Annotated in this window: 21 protein-coding genes; 8 read left to right on the top strand and 13 right to left on the bottom strand. The window is 63.0% G+C overall.

Going from position 1 to position 17713, the window contains the following annotated elements; genetic code table 11:
• Positions 1 to 35: 35 nt before the first annotated feature.
• From X757_RS151990 to ybgC, 4 genes are all read right to left on the bottom strand, one after another.
• A complete protein-coding gene (locus X757_RS151990) occupies positions 36 to 1193 on the bottom strand; it encodes a cell envelope integrity protein TolA (RefSeq protein ID WP_023684181.1) in 1158 nt (385 codons plus the stop codon).
• Between the two features lie 7 nt (positions 1194 to 1200).
• The gene (gene tolR / locus X757_RS151995) at positions 1201 to 1653 is read right to left on the bottom strand and encodes a protein TolR (protein ID WP_023673843.1); all 453 of its coding nucleotides are present in this window, start codon (positions 1651 to 1653) and stop codon (positions 1201 to 1203) included.
• A gap of 9 nt (positions 1654 to 1662) precedes the next feature.
• A complete protein-coding gene (tolQ, locus tag X757_RS152000; RefSeq protein ID WP_023673844.1) occupies positions 1663 to 2373 on the bottom strand; it encodes a protein TolQ in 711 nt (236 codons plus the stop codon).
• A gap of 312 nt (positions 2374 to 2685) precedes the next feature.
• On the bottom strand, positions 2686 to 3105 hold the full coding sequence (gene ybgC, locus X757_RS152005; RefSeq protein ID WP_023726182.1) for a tol-pal system-associated acyl-CoA thioesterase: 420 nt from the start codon (positions 3103 to 3105) through the stop codon (positions 2686 to 2688).
• 191 nt (positions 3106 to 3296) lie between these two features.
• Here ybgC and X757_RS152010 point away from each other — a divergent pair, with 191 nt between their 5' ends.
• Positions 3297 to 4547: a glycoside hydrolase family 5 protein gene (locus X757_RS152010; protein ID WP_023726180.1), complete on the top strand. Its 1251-nt coding sequence runs from the start codon at positions 3297 to 3299 to the stop codon at positions 4545 to 4547.
• Positions 4548 to 4684: 137 nt separating this feature from the next.
• Here the strand turns inward: X757_RS152010 and X757_RS152015 are convergent, their stop codons facing one another.
• From X757_RS152015 to X757_RS152040, 6 genes are all read right to left on the bottom strand, one after another.
• Positions 4685 to 5584, bottom strand: coding sequence for a metallophosphoesterase (locus X757_RS152015; RefSeq protein WP_023726179.1), 900 nt, complete (start codon positions 5582 to 5584; stop codon positions 4685 to 4687).
• A 134-nt stretch (positions 5585 to 5718) separates the two neighbouring features.
• Complete coding sequence (gene ruvB, locus X757_RS152020) at positions 5719 to 6756, bottom strand: Holliday junction branch migration DNA helicase RuvB (protein WP_023726178.1); 1038 nt, start codon at positions 6754 to 6756, stop codon at positions 5719 to 5721.
• A gap of 43 nt (positions 6757 to 6799) precedes the next feature.
• Positions 6800 to 7420, bottom strand: a complete 621-nt coding sequence (ruvA, locus tag X757_RS152025; protein ID WP_023668770.1) for a Holliday junction branch migration protein RuvA — start codon at positions 7418 to 7420, stop codon at positions 6800 to 6802.
• A gap of 10 nt (positions 7421 to 7430) precedes the next feature.
• Entirely contained in the window at positions 7431 to 7937 is a 507-nt protein-coding gene (ruvC, locus tag X757_RS152030) for a crossover junction endodeoxyribonuclease RuvC (protein WP_023668769.1), read from the bottom strand.
• Between the two features lie 66 nt (positions 7938 to 8003).
• Positions 8004 to 8534, bottom strand: coding sequence for a DUF1465 family protein (locus X757_RS152035; RefSeq protein ID WP_023668768.1), 531 nt, complete (start codon positions 8532 to 8534; stop codon positions 8004 to 8006).
• 385 nt (positions 8535 to 8919) lie between these two features.
• Positions 8920 to 9300, bottom strand: coding sequence for a hypothetical protein (locus X757_RS152040; RefSeq protein WP_023668767.1), 381 nt, complete (start codon positions 9298 to 9300; stop codon positions 8920 to 8922).
• A gap of 310 nt (positions 9301 to 9610) precedes the next feature.
• Between X757_RS152040 and X757_RS152045 the strand changes: the two genes are divergently transcribed.
• The gene (locus X757_RS152045) at positions 9611 to 10162 is read left to right on the top strand and encodes a DUF2269 family protein (RefSeq protein WP_023726177.1); all 552 of its coding nucleotides are present in this window, start codon (positions 9611 to 9613) and stop codon (positions 10160 to 10162) included.
• Between the two features lie 7 nt (positions 10163 to 10169).
• Here the strand turns inward: X757_RS152045 and X757_RS152050 are convergent, their stop codons facing one another.
• Complete coding sequence (locus X757_RS152050; protein WP_023726176.1) at positions 10170 to 10940, bottom strand: sulfite exporter TauE/SafE family protein; 771 nt, start codon at positions 10938 to 10940, stop codon at positions 10170 to 10172.
• Between the two features lie 219 nt (positions 10941 to 11159).
• Here X757_RS152050 and X757_RS152055 point away from each other — a divergent pair, with 219 nt between their 5' ends.
• Positions 11160 to 11618: a GNAT family N-acetyltransferase gene (locus X757_RS152055; RefSeq protein ID WP_023726175.1), complete on the top strand. Its 459-nt coding sequence runs from the start codon at positions 11160 to 11162 to the stop codon at positions 11616 to 11618.
• Here X757_RS152055 and X757_RS152060 read toward each other — a convergent pair.
• The gene (locus X757_RS152060) at positions 11615 to 12052 is read right to left on the bottom strand and encodes an Lrp/AsnC family transcriptional regulator (RefSeq protein WP_023704892.1); all 438 of its coding nucleotides are present in this window, start codon (positions 12050 to 12052) and stop codon (positions 11615 to 11617) included. The genes X757_RS152055 and X757_RS152060 overlap by 4 nt on opposite strands.
• Positions 12053 to 12181: 129 nt before the next feature.
• Here X757_RS152060 and X757_RS152065 point away from each other — a divergent pair, with 129 nt between their 5' ends.
• The 3 genes from X757_RS152065 (at position 12182) to X757_RS152075 (ending at position 15000) form a co-directional block, all read left to right on the top strand.
• Complete coding sequence (locus tag X757_RS152065; protein WP_023716071.1) at positions 12182 to 13099, top strand: DMT family transporter; 918 nt, start codon at positions 12182 to 12184, stop codon at positions 13097 to 13099.
• Positions 13100 to 13241: 142 nt separating this feature from the next.
• Positions 13242 to 13889 (top strand): thiamine phosphate synthase, encoded by a 648-nt coding sequence (locus X757_RS152070; protein ID WP_023716070.1) that lies wholly within the window; start codon positions 13242 to 13244, stop codon positions 13887 to 13889.
• Between the two features lie 46 nt (positions 13890 to 13935).
• A complete protein-coding gene (locus X757_RS152075; RefSeq protein WP_023716069.1) occupies positions 13936 to 15000 on the top strand; it encodes a tetratricopeptide repeat protein in 1065 nt (354 codons plus the stop codon).
• A gap of 9 nt (positions 15001 to 15009) precedes the next feature.
• Here the strand turns inward: X757_RS152075 and X757_RS152080 are convergent, their stop codons facing one another.
• Positions 15010 to 16026 (bottom strand): NAD(P)-dependent alcohol dehydrogenase, encoded by a 1017-nt coding sequence (locus X757_RS152080; protein ID WP_023726173.1) that lies wholly within the window; start codon positions 16024 to 16026, stop codon positions 15010 to 15012.
• 101 nt (positions 16027 to 16127) lie between these two features.
• Here X757_RS152080 and X757_RS152085 point away from each other — a divergent pair, with 101 nt between their 5' ends.
• Both X757_RS152085 and efp read left to right on the top strand, forming a co-directional pair.
• Complete coding sequence (locus X757_RS152085) at positions 16128 to 16991, top strand: LysR family transcriptional regulator (protein ID WP_023711986.1); 864 nt, start codon at positions 16128 to 16130, stop codon at positions 16989 to 16991.
• Positions 16992 to 17133: 142 nt separating this feature from the next.
• Positions 17134 to 17700 carry an elongation factor P gene (gene efp, locus X757_RS152090; protein ID WP_023668757.1) on the top strand — a complete coding sequence of 189 codons (567 nt, stop codon included), beginning with the start codon at positions 17134 to 17136 and terminating at the stop codon, positions 17698 to 17700.
• Positions 17701 to 17713 lie beyond the last annotated feature (13 nt).

Below are 17713 nucleotides of genomic sequence, written 5' to 3'. Positions count from 1 at the left end.
TTCTCGCTTCTCTTGCTGATTTCTGGGTGCTCAGGCTACAGGCCAAGCATCGCTCTGGGATCGAAGTTGACGCGAACGTCGGACCAAATGTCATGCTTTCCGGCGGGCACCTGCAGGCCGGCGACATCGCATTTCTGCACAGCGCGAACCGCGCTGCTGTCGAACTGGGGGTTGCCGCTGGACTTCTCGACGGTCGGACGGCCCTCCAGCTTGCCGGAGGCATCCAGGCTGAAACGGATCACCACGGTGAAATCCTCAGAACCCTCAAGCCCAACCGGGAGGGTCCAGCAGCCACCGAGTTGTTCTTCCAATGCCCCTTGCTCGGACTTCGACAGCTTCTGGCCTTGATCCTTGTCGCCGCCTAGCGATGCCTGTTGGGTCGAGCGCTTGGCGCCGCCGCCGGATGGCTTCTGCTTGTCGAGCAAAGCCTTGATGTCAGCCTCATTGAACTGCTTGTCATCCGACTTCGGCTTCGACGAGGCTTCCTTGACTGGCTTGTCAGCGTCCTTGCGGTCCGGTGCCTTCGCGCTTTCGGCCTGCGCCGGCTGCGGCTTCGGCCGTGCTTCGGGAGCAGGAGCGGAAGTCGGAAGCTGCGCTTCTTCCAGAGGCTGCTGATCCGATATGGCTTCGGCGACCGCATCGGGCTTCACGCGTGGCTTCGGCTCTATGGCGGCGGTCGTGTCCGGCTGCGGTGTTGGTGCAGGCTCCTTCACCGGGGTCGGCTTCGGTTCAACCTGCTTCACCGGCTCGGGCTTGACCTCTTCCTTCGGCTGCGGCTCCGGCGCCACCTCCGTCGCAGGTGTCGGCTTCGGCGCTTCCTTTGGCTTCGGCGTGTCCTCGGTCTTCGGCTTTTCGGTCGGGGTCGGCGCCGGAGCAGCCGTCGCTGTTTTCTCCACCAGCTTCGGCTTGGGCTCGTCCGTCACCGGCTTGTCGGTATCAACGCTGTTCTCGCCGATTTTCTGTGCATCTGGCACGATGTCGGGACGCTTGGTCGGCATCGGCGCCGGCTTTTCGTGCATCACCGCCTTCTTGTCGCCCTGCAGCGTCTGCGCAATGGCTTCCATGGGAACGATGTCGACCGCTATCGACTCGACATCCGTGGACGGCAGCGCGGCCGGCGCCGACAGGGTGAACAGGCCGAAAGCCAGTGCCACCGTATGCAGTATCACCGATGTGGTGAGGCCGGTCTTCATCGTGCGTCTACTGATCCTGTTGCTGCAGTGAAATCAGGCCGATATTCTTGTAGCCGGCGGCCTGGATGAGGGCCATCACCTCCATCGCGGCGCCATAGTTGGTCGCCTTGTCGCCGCGGATGAAGATGCGCTCTTCGTAGCCGGTCTTGGAAATCGCCTGCAGTTTGGCGACCAGCTCTTCCCTTGGGATTTCGGTCTCCTGCAGGAAAATCTTGCCGGCCGCGTCGATCGAAACGGTGATCGGCTGGGTGTCGGCGTTCATAGCCTTGGCCTTCGTCTCCGGCAGGTCGACCGGCACTCCGACCGTCAACATAGGTGCGGCGACCATGAAGATAATCAAGAGCACCAGCATCACGTCGACCATCGGCGTGACGTTGATTTCCGACATCAATGCATGGTGGCGGCCGCGCCGCCTGTGTCCGCGCCCGCCGCGTCCTGCCATGCCAACCGACATACCCATCTTCTTACCTCAGCCCTTAGGCGCTACTTTTTCATCGATTTGGCGCGAGAGTATGGCGGAGAACTCATCCGAGAACCCTTCCATCCGCACCGCGATCTTGTTCGCGTCGGATGACAGCTTGTTGTAGGCGATAACCGCCGGTATGGCGGCGAGAAGACCGATGGCCGTCGCCAGCAGCGCTTCGGCAATGCCGGGTGCAACAACCGCGAGACTGGTGTTCTTCGAACCGGCAATCGCCTGGAACGAGGTCATGATGCCGATGACGGTGCCGAACAGGCCGATGAAGGGTGCGGCCGAACCAGTGGTGGCGAGAAAGCCGAGACGGCCCTCCAGCTTCTCCATCTCGCGCGTCAACGCCAGGTCCATCGCCTTGTCGATGCGGGTCTGCAGGCCGAGCGGCGATTTGGCCCCCTTCTCGAAGCTCTTCTTCCATTCGCGCATGGCCGCAACGAAGATCGCACCCATGCCCGTGGTCTTGCGGTCGGCAAGCGTGCGATAGAGCTCTTCCAGCGACTGCCCCGACCAGAACACCTGTTCGAAGCGATTGAGCGACAGACGCATGCGGGCATAGCTGACCAGCTTGTCGACGATGATCGCCCAGGTCCAGACCGAGGCGCAGAGCAGACCGATCATGACCAGCTTGACCACCCAGCTGGCCTGTGTGAACAGCGCCCAAATCGACAATTGCGCTGCCGGATCGGCGAGTGCGGTAGTTTCCATGCTTCAGTCCTTAAGATTTTCCGGGCATCGCTGGCGGCTGGCCCATGGGCATCCCTTGTGGTCCGTTCGCGCTTGGCTTCCGGATTAACCCCAAAATGCACCGTTGGCGGCCTTTTCAGGGCAAATATTGGTGAAAGGAAGGCGCGCGGATTCTTCCAATCTTCACCGATCTCTTCATGAACCGTTATGGTTAAGGATGGGTTAGGAAATATGGCGCGGCGCATTGCCGCGCCAAGGCACGACGCGGGCCATCCATCCACAATCGAATGCGCTGCCGATTGGCCGCTCGTTGCCGGCCGGCAGGCCTGGATATCAGCTTGCTCCTGGTAGAAAGGCCGCGATCCATTCTTTCGGAAAGCGCTTCGGCCGGCCGTTCTCGCCGATGATCGCCGCCTCGACCTTTGCTTCGACCAGAACCTCTGTCCCGCGTTTCAATTGCTGCGCCATGACGATGCGTGCGCCGGAAATATCCTGCGTTGATGTGTCGATGGTCAGGATGTCGTCCATGCGGGCAGGCGAGCGGAAATCTATCTCCATCCGCCGCACCACCCAGACGATCCGTTCGCCGTGCTTGCCTTCGTGAAGTTCTGTGTGGTGGACGCCCGCCAGCCTGAGATAGTCCGAGCGGCCGCGCTCGAAGAATTCGAGATAGCGCGCGTGGTAGACGACGCCGGAGAAGTCGGTGTCGGCATAGTAGACCCGCGCCATCAGCCGATGGCCGAATTCCGTCAAGGCTCCGGAAAGCCAGGCAGCAAGCGCCGCCGATTCACCATNCCCGCGCCATCAGCCGATGGCCGAATTCCGTCAAGGCTCCGGAAAGCCAGGCAGCAAGCGCCGCCGATTCACCATGATCGTCCATCGCGCTTTCCTTTTTGCCCCCGGCGGGGCACCTGTCTTGCCGAAATCACCAGCGCAGCAAACCGATGGCACTGTTGACGGCGATGATCAAGACCGTGATGGCAGCGCTGCTGGTGCTGGCGTCGTCTGCGCTTCCCGGTCAGGCCGCGAGCTTTTCGATGAAGCGCGGCCTCAACCTCGACCAGTGGACGACCTGGGTCGGGGAAGACAAATGGAACGACCGACAAGCCATCCTGCCCTATCCGGAATGGCGCAAGTTCCTGAACGAGGATGACCTCAAGGCGCTGAAGGCCGCCGGTTTCGACTTTCTGCGCATGCCGGTCGATCCCTCGCCGTTTATGTCGGATCAGACACTGGCGCTGCGTGACGATCTTTATGCCAGCGTGCGGGACTCGGCGCGCATGATCAACCGGGCCGGTCTGAAAGTGATCGTCGACATGCACCTGATCCCGGCCGGCGGCGGCCGCGAGATCGGCATGGGCCAGGTGATGGACGATCCCGCAACCTTCGAGGCCTATGTCGAGGTCGTCCGCAAAATGGCGCGCACGCTTGCCACTGAGGACCCGGCGCAGGTCGCTTTCGAGCCGATGAACGAGCCTATCGTCGACTGCGACAGCGAGGGCACCAGCCTGTGGCCGGAGCGTCAGCAAAAGCTGTTCGCGGCCGCGCGCGCCTCGGCCACCAGGCTGACGCTGATCCTGACCGGCGCCTGTTATTCCAGTGCGGCTTCGCTGGTCAGGATCGACCCAAAGTCGATCCCCGACGACAACATCATCTGGACCTTCCACTCCTACGACCCGTTCCTGCTGACGCATCAGGGCGCGACCTGGGCCGGCGATTTCATTCTCTATGTTACCGGCCTGCCCTATCCGCTGACCGCGGTGCCGCGCGCCGAGCTCGATGCGACGCTGGATGCGATCCGCGCCAAGATAAAAGCCGAGGCGCCACGGACCAGACGGAACGGCCTGCTCGCCTATCTCGATGAACAAGTCGCCAGCATGGACACGGACGAAAAGCTGCTCGGCGTCATGGATGCGCCGTTCGAAAAGGTCGAGGCCTGGGCGAAGGCCAACGCCATCAAGCCGGAAAACATCACGCTGGGCGAGTTCGGCATGATCCGCCAGGAATATGGCAATCCCTATGTGATGCCGCCCAAATACCGCGCGGCCTATGTCAAGGACATGATCGCGCGCGCCGAGGCGCATGGCTTCTCATGGTCGGTGTGGAGTTTTGGCGGCGCCTTCGGCATCGTCGACGCTTTCAACGGCGAAAAGGCCGAACCCGCCGTGATGGATGCGATCCGCTCGCTCCATTAGCCCTAGGGCATGTCAGGTCAGGCCGAGTCGAAAATGAGGGGTCCGAAAACCGGAACGGAGCGGACTTTGGTCCGTGACTACCGGAAGCGCAGGAACACCTCATTTGCAGGCCGGCATCACCTGAATACCGGCATGCCCTAACCGAGGTCGATCTGCAGGATCTCCGGCCGCATGCCAAAGCGCACCGGCGCGATGCTGAAGCCGAGTCCGCCTGACACGATCAAATTGCGGTCATTCTCGACGACATGGCCATAGGCAAAGCGGTTGCCGAAGCGGGACGGCACCACCGGTGAATAGCCGAACAGCCTGACCTGCCCGCCATGTGTGTGGCCCGACAGCGTCAGCGAAACCCGCCACGGCACTTTCGGGAAAATGTCAGGCTCATGCGCAAGCAGGATGATCGGTGCCTGGTCGGTGATCTTGGCCAGCGTGCCGTCGAGATCGTCCAGGCCTTCAAATCTGTCGCGGCCTGCGGCCTTGTTCGGTAACAGTGCCAGCTGGTCGGCGAGCCCGGCGATCCAGAAGCCGTATCCATCCTTTTGCAGGCGCACGGCGTCGTTCTCCAGAACCGAGATGCCGGATTCCTCCAATGCCTTGCGCGCCACAGTCCCCGCTCCGGCCTGCTGCGCGAAAGGATCGTGCCACCAGTCGTGATTGCCGAGGATCGACAGCACACCAAGGGGCGCCTTCAGTCCTGACAAGGCCGGCGCCCATTCATGGGCCTCCACCCGGTTCGTCACCAGGGACATGCCTGAGAAATAGTCGCCGAGCAGTACGATCAGATCGGGCTTCAGCACGTTCGCATCTTCGACGAGCGAAGCGATCCGCTCAGGCGTCATCCAGGGACGGCAGGCGTGAATATCGGCAAGTGCTACGACGCGCAGCTTGAGATCTGCAGGCCAATGCGGCGGCGTCAGCTGGTAGCGCTTCACATGCGTCAACAGCATCGGCTCGATGCCGACCGCATAGGCACTGAGCGAAGCCAGCGAGAGGAACGAACCTCCGGCGAATTTCAGGAACCCGCGTCTGGTGATCACTTTTCTGGCTCCGACCTTGATCGGAGCAGTTCGCGCCGACATTGCGACGCCCGATACAATCGAGGAATGCGCCTTCACGCTGGCAGGTTTGAGGAGATTCTGCACAGAAATCCGTTCCGAAGAACAAATGTCCGTTACTCTTCCTGGAACAGGTTGATCTGCTGCTGTGCCAGATCCTTTGGCGCGTCGAGGCCGAGATGGCGCCAGGCGTTGGCGGTCAGCACGCGGCCGCGTGGCGTGCGTTGGATGAAACCCTGCTGGATCAGATAGGGCTCGATAATGTCCTCGATGGCGTCGCGCGGCTCGGAGAGGCCGGCGGCGATGGTTTCGATGCCGACCGGCCCACCACCGAAATTGCGCGCGATCATCGAGAGATAGCGGCGGTCGAGTGCGTCGAGGCCGAGCGCGTCGACCTCGAGCCGGGTGAGAGCTTCGTCGGCAATCTGCTTGTCGACGTGGCCGTCGCCGGCGACGGAGGCGAAATCGCGCACGCGGCGCAGCAGCCGGCCGGCGATGCGCGGCGTGCCGCGGGCGCGACGTGCGATCTCCCGCGCGCCATCGTCGCCAAGCGGCATTTGCAGGATGCGGGCGCCGCGCCGCACGATCTGCTCCAGTTCCTCGACAGAATAGAAATTGAGCCGCACCGGAATGCCGAAACGGTCGCGCAGCGGGTTGGTCAAAAGGCCGAGCCTGGTGGTGGCGGCGACGAGCGTGAAGCGGGCAAGATCGATCTTGACCGAGCGTGCCGCCGGACCTTCGCCGATGATCAGGTCGAGCTGGAAATCCTCCATCGCCGGGTAAAGGATCTCCTCGACTGCCGGATTGAGCCGGTGGATCTCATCGATGAACAGCACATCGCGGTCTTCGAGATTGGTGAGAAGTGCGGCGAGATCGCCGGCCTTGGCGATCACCGGACCGGAGGTCGAGCGGAAATTGACGCCGAGCTCGCGCGCCATGATCTGCGCCAGCGTTGTCTTGCCAAGCCCCGGCGGCCCGACGAACAGCACATGGTCAAGCGCCTCGCTGCGGCCCTTGGCGGCCTCGATGAAGACTTTGAGATTGGCCCGCACTGCGGCCTGGCCGACGAAATCGGCGAGCGTCTGCGGCCGCAAGGTCTGCTCAGCATCCTCGCCGCGCTTTTCCGGGGCAATGAGGCGGGGTGAAAGGCTCATGCGGCCTTCCTCGCACAGGGCAAAGGACCGGACAAGCAATCACTCACCGCGCCAGTTCCTTCAGCCCGAAACGAATGAGCTTCGAGGCATCGGCGTCCTCGCCGGCCGTCTTCAGCGCCGCCGCGACAGCATTGGCTGCTGTGTCGCGCGAATAGCCGAGATTGACCAGCGCCGAGACGGCGTCGGTAATCGGCGCCGGCGCCACGCCTTCGCCGAGCTCCTGCTTAAGGCCGATGGTGCCGGAGGCGGTTCCGGCATAGGCCGGCGCCTTGTTCTTCAACTCGGTGACGATGCGCTCGGCCACCTTCTTGCCGACGCCGGGCGCGCGGCTGACCATGGCGATGTCGCGCAGCGCGATCGCATTGGCGAGGTCTGCCGGCGCCAGCGTCGACAGGATGGCCAGCGCCACCTTGGCGCCGACGCCTTGCACATTGCTCATCAACAGCCGGAACCATTCGCGCTCAAGCACCGACTGGAAACCGTAGAGCCGGATCATGTCCTCGCGCACATAGGTCTCGATGAACAGCACCACCGCCTCGCCGGGCGAAGGCAGCGCGGCCAGCGTGCGCGCCGAGCAATAGGCGACATAGCCGACGCCGTGCACATCGACGAGGCAGAAATCCTCCTCGATCTCGTCCAGCGTGCCTTTCAATTTGCCGATCATGCGTGATCCCTCATGCCAGCGCCATCCTGTAGGCGACGCTTTGCCGGTGATGCGCGTGGCAGATGGCGATAGCCAACGCGTCTGCGGCATGTTCGGTGTCGAAAACGGCTTTCGGCAACAGCACCTTTACCATCATGTGGATCTGCTTCTTGTCGCCATGGCCAACGCCGATCACCGCCTTTTTGACGGCATTGGGGGCATATTCGGCCACAACAAGGCCGGCGCGCGCCGGCACCAGCATGGCTATGCCGCGCGCCTGGCCGAGCTTCAGTGTCGCCACCGCATCCTTGTTGACGAAGGTTTGCTCGACGGCCGCTTCCTGGGGCATGGCCGCATGCAGGATCTCGGCCAGCCCGTCATGCAATTGGCAGAGCCGTGTCGCCAGCGCCGCCTTGTCGTCGGAGCGTACAGTGCCGGAGCTGATAAAGCGCAGCGAGTTGCCGAGGCTCTCGACGATGCCCCAGCCGGTGCGCCTCAGCCCCGGATCGATACCGATAATGCGAATCGCTTCCCTCATGCGCGAAGTCTACCTCCGGCGCACAGCGATGTCAGCGAAATGTGAACAAACCGGAAACGGAGGCGTTTAACCTCGAGCGAAAGCCGTGTTCAGCAGCGTGATCTGGTCGGAAACCGGATTGGCGCGGCGGGCGGCGGCAGGCGTCTCGGCAAACGCGCCGCCATAGATCTCTTCGTCCATGCGGCGCACCAGCGCCTGCAGGCGCAGCGAGCGGGTGACGAGGTCGAGGAAATCCTTCGGCAGTTCGCCCCAGCCGACCGCTTCGTCATGCGCCGAGGCGGTGTCGAGACGCACCTTGGATTTTTCCGAAGCGACCTGGTCGCGGGTCATCTCGCCGGAATTTGCCGCCCGCTGCAAAAGCAGCCAGGAGGCGACTTGCATCAACCTTGTGGTCAGCCGCATCGATTCGGCCGCATAGAGCGTCGCCGCCAGCCTGGACAGCTTCTTGGCCTCGGCCCGGCCCTTGCCGTCAAGATACTCGGCTGCCTGTTCGACCAGGCCCATGCCTTCCTGGTAGAGCGGTTTGAAGGATTGGGAGAAAACCCGGCGTTCCGCCAGCTTGATGGTTTTCGCGATGCCCTTCGAAGGCTCGTTCATCGATACGCCCCTGCACTGCCCCGTCGGCTGATTCGGCTTCTCGCCGTCACGCCGGCACCCTAGATGACTGAAGCTTGAAAATGCGCTTCGCCGCCGGCGAAGGCAAGCACATGTTTAACAAACGGTTAACGCCTGCGCAGGGGCGCCAAGCGGACCAAAAGCAGACAAAAAAAGAGCCGCGGATAAGGCGGCTCTCAGGAGTTTAACAGGGAGGCGTCAAACGAAGTGGCTCCAACCACTCGGTAAGAATCCAGATCACTGGATGGACATAGTAAACACCTGTAAAGCTTAATGAACCCTTAACGGCGCGGATATTTCTTGATCGACCGCTGCCGTTCTGTGCCGTATCAGCACAACGGTGCCCTAAGCCTGATCGTCGGCTTGTTCATGCCTTCTTCCACACAGCCGGCAAGGAAATGAAGGCGAACAGCAGCATTGCCGCATAAAACCCCATCGAGGAGGAAGCCAGCACCGGCTCGATCTCCGGATGGCCGGCAAGTTCAAAGTAAAGCCCAATCATCAGTGCGATGCCGCAGATTGCCGTCAGCCAGAAATGCACGACGGCAATCGTCTTTTGCCCGACCGCTGGAAACAGGTGGTAGAAGAAGGCAAACACCGCCGACATCAGCCAGCCCGCCACCATGGTGTGCGCGTGGGTCGGCATCTGCCCATGGTCATTGGAGATCGCCATATGCAGGCCGAGCGCCATGCCGCACAGGGAATAGATGACGGCCAGGGTGAAGAAATTTCGTGCTACGCCTTGCATGGGATACCCTCGTTGGTTGTTGCAGACTTGGTCCGACCGCGCGCGGCCAAAATGGAGCGTCGGTCGCGAGCGGCTTAGTCCCCGCAGGTTTCAGGATCATGCCGCGAACCAGCCAATGCCGACACGGCGTCCATCCGGCAACTGCCGGGTATTCTGCGGGCTGGCGGTAAAATCCGGCGACGGCGCCACCGCAACAAGCCGGCACCCACGCGGCATCTTCTGGATACATGTACGGAGATAATCCGCCCTCCTTCGGAAGCAGACGCGCGAAAGCAGCGTTTACCCCCGGAACGATGCACAAGGAGCGGCAATGGACTGGTATTCTCTCTTCAAATTCCTGCATGTCATGGCAGCGATCCTCTGGCTCGGCGGCGGTTTCGCCATGCTGCTGGTTTCGATACTCGCCGATCGCGCCGGCGACGACGAGACGCTGATGGTCATGCTGAGAACGACGGACAAACTCGGCTTGCGTCTGTTCGTGCCGGCGTCCGTCGCGACCCTGGCTTCTGGTCTGGTGCTGACTTCGCTATGGACCGGCTTCTCCGACCTTTGGGTCGTCATCGGCCTTTGCGGCTACGCCGCCGCGTTTCTAACCGGTATCCTCGTGCTGAAGCCTTCGTTCGAAAAGCTTGCCGCAATGCTTGCCACGGACGGCATGACCCCGGCCGCGATAGCGTTTGGCCGCCGCATGATACGGATCGTCAAGTTCGATTTCGTCATCATGATCGCCGTCGTCGCCGACATGGTGCTGAAGCCGACCGCGCACGACATCGCCATTCTCGGCGCCATGGCGGTGCTGGTCGTTGGTGGTGCATCGCTGACCTTTGCGAGCGCCCGGCGAACCAAACCGGCAGCCGCCTGAGCGGCATTTAGAACAGGCCGGCGATTCCGTCCCAAAGCAGCTTGACCGCGACCACGGCCACGGTCGCGTAGGTGAAGGGATAAAAAATCTCCGGCCGCATGCGCCGCACCAGCCAGGCGCCGGCGATGGTGGCCAGCGGCGCCAGCGGCATCAGCACGGCCGACGCCGTCAGGTTGGCTGTGTCGAACTGGCCAAGCGCGAAATAGGGGATCAGCTTCAGCGCGTTGGTGGCGGCAAAGAAGATCGCCGATGTCCCCGACAGCACCTTCGGATCGAGCCGGATCGGCAGCGCATAGACCTGGAAGGGCGGCCCGCCGACATGGGCGACGAAGCTGGTGAAGCCGGCGACGATGCCCCAGAAGGCGGCGGCGATGCGGTTGGGCGCCGCCGCATGGTCGGAACCGTGGCGGAACTGGAGATAGAGCCAGCGAAGCACGAAGATCAGCGCGACAGCGCCGACGATCAGCCGCACCATCTCTTCGGTTACGAGCGCTGCCGTCAGCCAGCCGAGCCCAATGCCGATCACCGCGCCCGGCATCATGTCGACCAGCATCTTTCTGTCATACACACCCCACCACGTCCACACCGAAACGATGTCCATCAGGCACAGGATCGGCAGCAGGATAGCCGCCGCCTGCACCGGCGGCATGGCCAGCGCCATCAAAGGCACGCCAACGAAGCCGACAGCGCCGCCGAAGCCGCCTTTCGACAGCCCGACAAGTATCACCGCCGGAATGGCGGCGGCATAAAACCACGGATCGGCGAGCAGACCTGACATGAACTGGAAATGGCTGGAGGGAAGACGGTTGCCCTGCAATAGCCCAGAAACCCTTGCGCCGCGACCGGGAAAATGCCGGCCGTGTCGATCAACTGTGCGTAAAGCGACGGTTCCGGATTTGCGGCAAGATCGTCGCCGATGCATAAGGGCGCCATCCCCGCTGCATCAGGTTTTGGCCCCAGGTTTTTGACCCCAGGTTTTTGACTCCAGGTTTTGACAATGAGCGAACCCCACATCCGCCGCGCCCAAGCGGCCGACCTGTCTGCCATCGTAGTCATGCTCGCCGACGATCCACTTGGCCGCAGCCGCGAGGATGCGACCGAGCCACTCGCCAAGGCCTATCGCGACGCCTTTGCCGCCATCGACGCCGACCCCAACCAGTTTCTTGCCGTGATGACGGATAGCGGCCGCGTCATCGGCACGTTGCAGATCAGCTATCTCGCCGGGCTGTCGCTGCAGGGCGCCTTGCGCGGCCAGATCGAGGCTGTGCGCGTCGTCGCAGACCGCCGCGGCGAACGGCTGGGACAGCGTCTGCTGGAATGGGCGATCGAACAGTGCCGTGAACGTGGCTGCAAGATTATCCAGCTGACCACCAACAAGAGCCGCCAGGACGCGCATCGCTTCTATGACCGGCTCGGCTTCAAGGCCAGCCACATCGGTTACAAATTGGAGCTTTAGTTCAGCGGTGGAGGACGGCGCCGGATCGGCTGCGCCTTGATGATGGCGGTGCTGGTTTCCGCCTTGTCGGCGATGCGGTCGAGAAGCTTGTCGAGCTCGCCGATGGAGCGCACGTAGAGCCGGGCCACGAAACAGTCGTCGCCGGTGACCTTGTCGCATTCGCCGAATTCCGGGATCTCCTCGATCAGCTTCTGCACGATGTGCAGCTTGCCCGGCAGTGGCCGCACCCGCACGATCGCCTGCAACGGAAACCCCAGCGCCTCCGGGTCGATCTCGATGGTGAAGGCGCGGATGACGCCGCGTTCCTCGAGCCGCCGCAGTCGTTCCGAGACGCTCGGCGATGACAGCCCGACCTGCTGCGCCAGATCCTTCAACGAAGTCCGCGAATCCAGGATCAGGATGTCGAGAAGCTTTCTGTCCAACTCGTCCAGCATTTTCATCTCCTCGCAAAAGGGCAGCGCGCGCCTTGTTAAATAAGGTCCTGCCCCCCTATCACCTTTCATAGGGTATATAAACCCTCAAGACGGCATGAGATTATGGCCTCAACAGATAGAGGTATTGTCATGGACAACACGGTACGCGGCACGATCGAGATGACGGCGGCGATGACGATTGTCGGCACGATCGGCTGGTTTGTCGTCATGTCGGGCCAGCCCGTTATGGACGTGGTGTTCTGGCGCTGCGCCTTCGGCGCAGTGGCGCTGCTGATCACCTGCGCGGCACTCGGGCTGCTGCGCGGCAGGCTGACGCTGCGCATTGTTGCCATCGCCGCTCTTGGCGGCGCGGCTATCGTCATCAACTGGCTGTTGCTGTTCAGCGCCTTCTCCCGCGCCTCGATCTCGATTGCCACGGCGGTCTACAACACGCAGCCCTTCATGCTGGTCGGCTTCGGCGCGCTGTTCTTCGGCGAGCGGCTGACCCTGGCCAAGCTGACCTGGCTCGGCATCGCGTTCGCCGGCATGCTGCTAATCGTGCAGACAGGGCCCGATGCGGGTGTCGGTTCCGGCATAACCGGCACAGATTATGTCATCGGCATCGTCATGGCGCTCGGAGCGGCCTTCTTCTGGGCTGTCGCGGCAATCGTCGCCAAGAAGCTCAAGGGCACCCCGCCGCATCTGATCGCGCTGATCCAGGTCTGCGTCGGCGTCGTCATGCTGGCGCCCTTTGCCAACCTCTCGCATTTGCCCGCCGATGCCTGGAGCTGGGCCATGCTGGCCACGCTTGGCGTCGTTCACACCGGCCTGGTGTACATATTGATGTACGCCGCCATCCAGAAACTGCCGACGCATCTGCAGGGGTCGCTGTCCTTCATCTATCCTGTCGTTGCGATCCTGGTCGATGTGATGGCCTTCGGCCACCGGCTGCATCCGGCCCAGCTCGTCGGCGCAGCCGCGATCCTGATCGCCGCCGCCGGCATGAATCTCGGCTGGACTTTGTGGAGGGCCAAATCGCCGGCCGAAAGCCCGCAAGCCGTCAAATGAGCCGCAGAGCGTCGGCTCGCCGGCGATCGTAAACCAAAGCCAGCGCATCGTTCCCCGCCCGCCTGTTCAAGGCGGGCGCTTTGTTCTATGCCGCAATGCAACCATCTTCGCCGGGCATAGGCGAAACCCGGGATCGAAAGCCATGAACGACGCAACACCCCCCAACCGCTGCCGCATCGTGCTGATCGCACCCAAGGACGCTCCGGCGCAGCGCATTGCGGCTGCCTTCGACGGCGGTGATATCGCTTCGCTGATCCTGCCTGAGAACGGCATGGACGAGGCTGCCTTCCAGGCCTTTGCAGAACAGATCGTACCGGCGGCGCAAGCGGCCGGCATCGCCGTCATCATCGCCGGCGATACCCGCATTGCCGGCCGTGTCCAGGCCGACGGCATTCATGTCGAGGTTTCCAAGGACGCGCTCGCCGAGACCATCGAACACTTCCAGGGCAAGATGATGGTCGGCGCCGGTGGCGCCAAGACGCGCGACGACGCGCTGGAACTCGGCGAAACCAGGCCCGACTACATCTTCTTCGGCCGCTTCGGCTACGACAACAAGCCGGAACCGCATCCGCGCAACCTGTCGCTTGGGCAATGGTGGGCGGACGTGATTGAGATCCCTTGCGTCGTCATGGCCGGTTCCGCCATCGCTTCGGTAGAAGCGGTGGCCGCCACTGGCGCCGAGTTCGTGGCCGTCTCAAGCGCTGTCTTCGCCGAAGGCGCCGATCCGAAGGCGGCGATTGCTGCCGCCAATGCGCTGCTCGACCAAACCGCGCCGCGCTTCGAGGGCTGACGTGCGCCGACCTGGACTTCCTCTCGCGATTCTCGTTGCAGCCTTGATGAGCGGGGCAGCGATCGCGGCGGAGACCGTTCCGCTGCCGCAGCCGAGGCCGGACACCAGCGCGCCCGCCCTCAGCGTGCCGGATGCGATCGCTCCCGATGCGGGTGCCCCAAAAGCCGGTGCCACGGATTCCGGCGCCCATATCGACAAGCCGATCGACACCCCGCTGCCGCAGCCGGCGACAACCGCGCCGCTGCCGTCGGCCGACGCCATCAACCCCGAACGTTTCGGCGCCAAGCCGGCGGACCCCGCCTATGGCGCTTTCCAGCGCGGCCTTTACAAGACGGCCTACAATCTGGCGTTGGTACGGGCTCAGAATGGCGACCCGGCGGCGCAAACGCTGGTGGCCGAGATCCTGTCGCGCGGGTTGGGCGTGCCGCTCAACCCTGCGGAAGCCGCCAAATGGTATGCGCAGGCCGCCGAGCAGGGGATTCCTGAATCGCAGTTCCAGTATGCGCTGATGCTGCTCGACGGCCGCTACGTCAAGAAGGACGAGAAGGGAGCTTATGCGCTGATGCAGGCCGCCGCCGAGGCCGGCAACCGGCTGGCGCAGTTCAACTTCGCGCAATTGCTCGTGCAGCAGGATCCGGGCGATGCCGGCATCGCCAGGGCTGTGCCTTATTATGAGCGTGCCGCGGCGACAGGGCTTGCCGACGCCCAGTATGCGATGGCGCAGGTCTATGCCAATGGCGTCGGCGGCAAGACCCGCGACGATGCAAAGGCCCGCAGCTTGCTGGCACAGGCTGCCAGGCAGAACTACGACACCGCGCAGATCGATCTTGCCGCCTGGATGATCGAGGGCCGGGGCGGTGTTCGCGACCTGAAATCCGGCTTCAACTGGATGAAGCAGGCAGCTGAAGGCGGCAATGTCGCTGCCCAGAACCGGTTGGCAAAGCTCTATATGGGCGGCATCGGAACCGACCCCGACCTGATCCTGGCCGGGGCCTGGTATGTGGTCGCCCGCCGCGCCGGCCTTATCGATCCGGAGATGGACGATTTCCTGCAAGGGCTGACCGACGATCAGACAAAGCAAGCCTTGCAGAAGGCCAACCGCCTGCCCTGACACGCAACGTCACTCTGTATGATCCAGCACGACCTTGCCGAAGGGAGAGCCGTGTTCGAGATGGCGAAAGGCCTGCGCTGCCTCTGCCCATGGGAAGACCCGGTCGATCACCGGCCGCAGCCGATTGACGGCGAGCGCCCGGTTCATCGCTTCGAAGGACTCGCGCGAGCCGACCGGTATGCCGCGTGCTTTCACCTGGCGTCGGAAGATGTCGAGCGGATTGATCACCCCTTCGCTGCCGCCGAGATAGCCGATGACGTTGATCTGGGCGCCGCGCGCCGACGCCTTGAGCGACTGCGCGAAACTTTGGGGACCACCGACTTCGATGATGTGATCGGCGCCGCGGCCATCGGTCAGCGCCAGCACGGCCGACGACCAATCCGGATTGTCGCGGTAGTTGACGCCATCATGCGCGCCAAGCCCCTTCGCCCGGGCAAGCTTCTCATCGCTGCTCGACGTAACGACGACCCGCGCGCCGGCCGCCTTCGCGAACTGCATGGCAAACAGCGATACGCCGCCCGTGCCGAGGCTGAGCACGGTCTCGCCCGGCTTGAGGTTGCCTTCCGTAAACAAGGCATGCCAAGCGGTGACGGCGGCGCAGGGTAACGTCGCCGCCTCTACGTCGCTGAGATGCGCCGGCGCGATGACAGCCGCCTGTTCGTCCAGCCGGGCGAATTCGCTCAGCAAACCGTCGATGGGGCCGCCGCGCTGGTATGAGGGTTCGGCCATGGCGAAGCTGCCGCCGACCCATCGCTGCCAGAACGTGCCGCAGACCCGGTCGCCGACCTTGAAGCGGCTGACCTCGGGGCCAAGCGCGACGACCTCGCCGACGCCGTCGGAAAGCGGCACCAGCGGCAAGGGGAATGTCGTGTGATAGCTGCCGCGCGCGATCTCGACATCGCGATAGTTGAGCGCCGTCGCCTTGACGCGGACGATCATCTCCTGACGGCCGGGCTCCGGCATTGGTCGTTCGACCATCTTGAGATTGTCGATGCCGCCCGGCTTCTGCAGTTCGATTGCCTTCATTGTCGTCGTCCTTTCGTTTGAAAGGAAAATTGCTTGCCAGGCGATGGATTTCAAATTCATAATGTTTACAATGATTATGCTTACGAGACATAGTTCTAGCTATGCTTGAGGAATTGCGCACGCTCGCCCTGTTTGCCGAGGAGGGCTCGATCCAGAAGGTCGCCCGGCGCCTGCCGCTGACGCAGCCGGCTGTGACCCGGCAAATCCAGCGGCTGGAGGACATGCTTGGCACGACGCTGCTCGACCGCCGGCAAAAGCCGCCGCGACTGACGCCGACGGGGCTGGAAGTGCTGGCGCGCGGACGCGATATCATCGCTTCCGTAGAAGCGCTGAAATCCTTCGCCGGAAAGACCGAGCCGGAAGGACTGTTCCGCCTGGGTCTCGCCCATGGCCTCTCGGACCGCGACATCGCCGGGGCCATCGCCAACGCCGCGGCGGCGTTCCCGAAAGTGTCGCTACGGCTCAAGACGGGCTGGAGCGCCGAACTAATCGATAAATTCGAACGCGGCGAGCTCGATGTGACGATTGTTCTGCGATCGTCGGATAAGCCAGGCCCGGAAGCGCTTGGCACTGAACGTCTTGGCGTCATAGCTGCGTCCACCGTCCCCGATCCGGAAGACGGTGGCCGGACACCCATGCCGTGGGTGCTTAGTCCGGCCCCTTGCGACGCGCGCCAGAAACTCATGTCCGTTCTGGTCGGCGGAAGGCGTTATTTCGAGATCGCGGCGGAGATACAGGATCCGGCCTTGCAGATGGAATGGGTCCGTCGGGGGCACGGCCTTGGGCTAGTGCCGTTGCGTCTTGCAAGGCGCGGACTTCCCGACGGCCTCATGCTGGTCAACACGGAAGATGTCGACCTTTCCTTGCAGGTCGCCGCACTTCGTTCGCCTCATCTTAACCGGCTGACTGAGGCTGCGGACGCCATCGTCGAGGCTGTCGGCAGAGTCATTGCGGCCCAGGTTTGAGGCTACCAGCCCTTGTCGGGCGATCTGGCATCCCCTTGCCTCTCCTGCCGATTTGTGGTCTTGGGAGCCCGAAATCGCTTGTCCAGCGACCATCCCCATACCAACGGCCAAGCCGTTGGTAGCATCCCGGATCAATCTCATCATGGCCAAGATCAATGGCAACGAAATCCGTCCCGGCTATGTCATCGAGCACGATGGCGGCCTTTGGGTGGCGGTCAGGACCAACACCGTCAAGCCCGGCAAGGGCGGTGCCTATAACCAGGTCGAACTGAAGAACCTGATCAACGGCACCAAGCTCAACGAGCGCTTCCGCTCGGCCGAGACCGTCGAGCAGATCCGGCTCGACCTGAAGGATTTTTCCTTCCTCTACGCCCAGGACGACGCACTGGTGTTCATGGACACGCAGAGCTACGAGCAGCTCGAGCTGGCGAAGGATTTCGTCGGCGACCGCGCCGCCTTCCTGCAGGACGGCATGATGGTGACGGTCCAGCTCTATGAGGACAGGCCGATCGGCATTTCGCTGCCCGACCAGGTGACGCTGACCATCACCGAGGCCGACCCGGTGGTGAAGGGCCAGACGGCCGCGTCCTCGTACAAGCCGGCGGTGCTGGAAAACGGCATCCGCGTGCTGGTGCCGCCATTCATCGGCGCCGGCGAACGCATCGTCGTCGACACCAACGAACTCACCTACATGCGCCGCGCAGACTGACGCGTAGGCAGGA

Origin of the sequence: Mesorhizobium sp. LSHC412B00, from assembly GCF_000503035.1 — a bacterium.
GTDB lineage: Bacteria > Pseudomonadota > Alphaproteobacteria > Rhizobiales > Rhizobiaceae > Mesorhizobium.
This window is presented reverse-complemented; position numbering and strand designations above follow the sequence as displayed.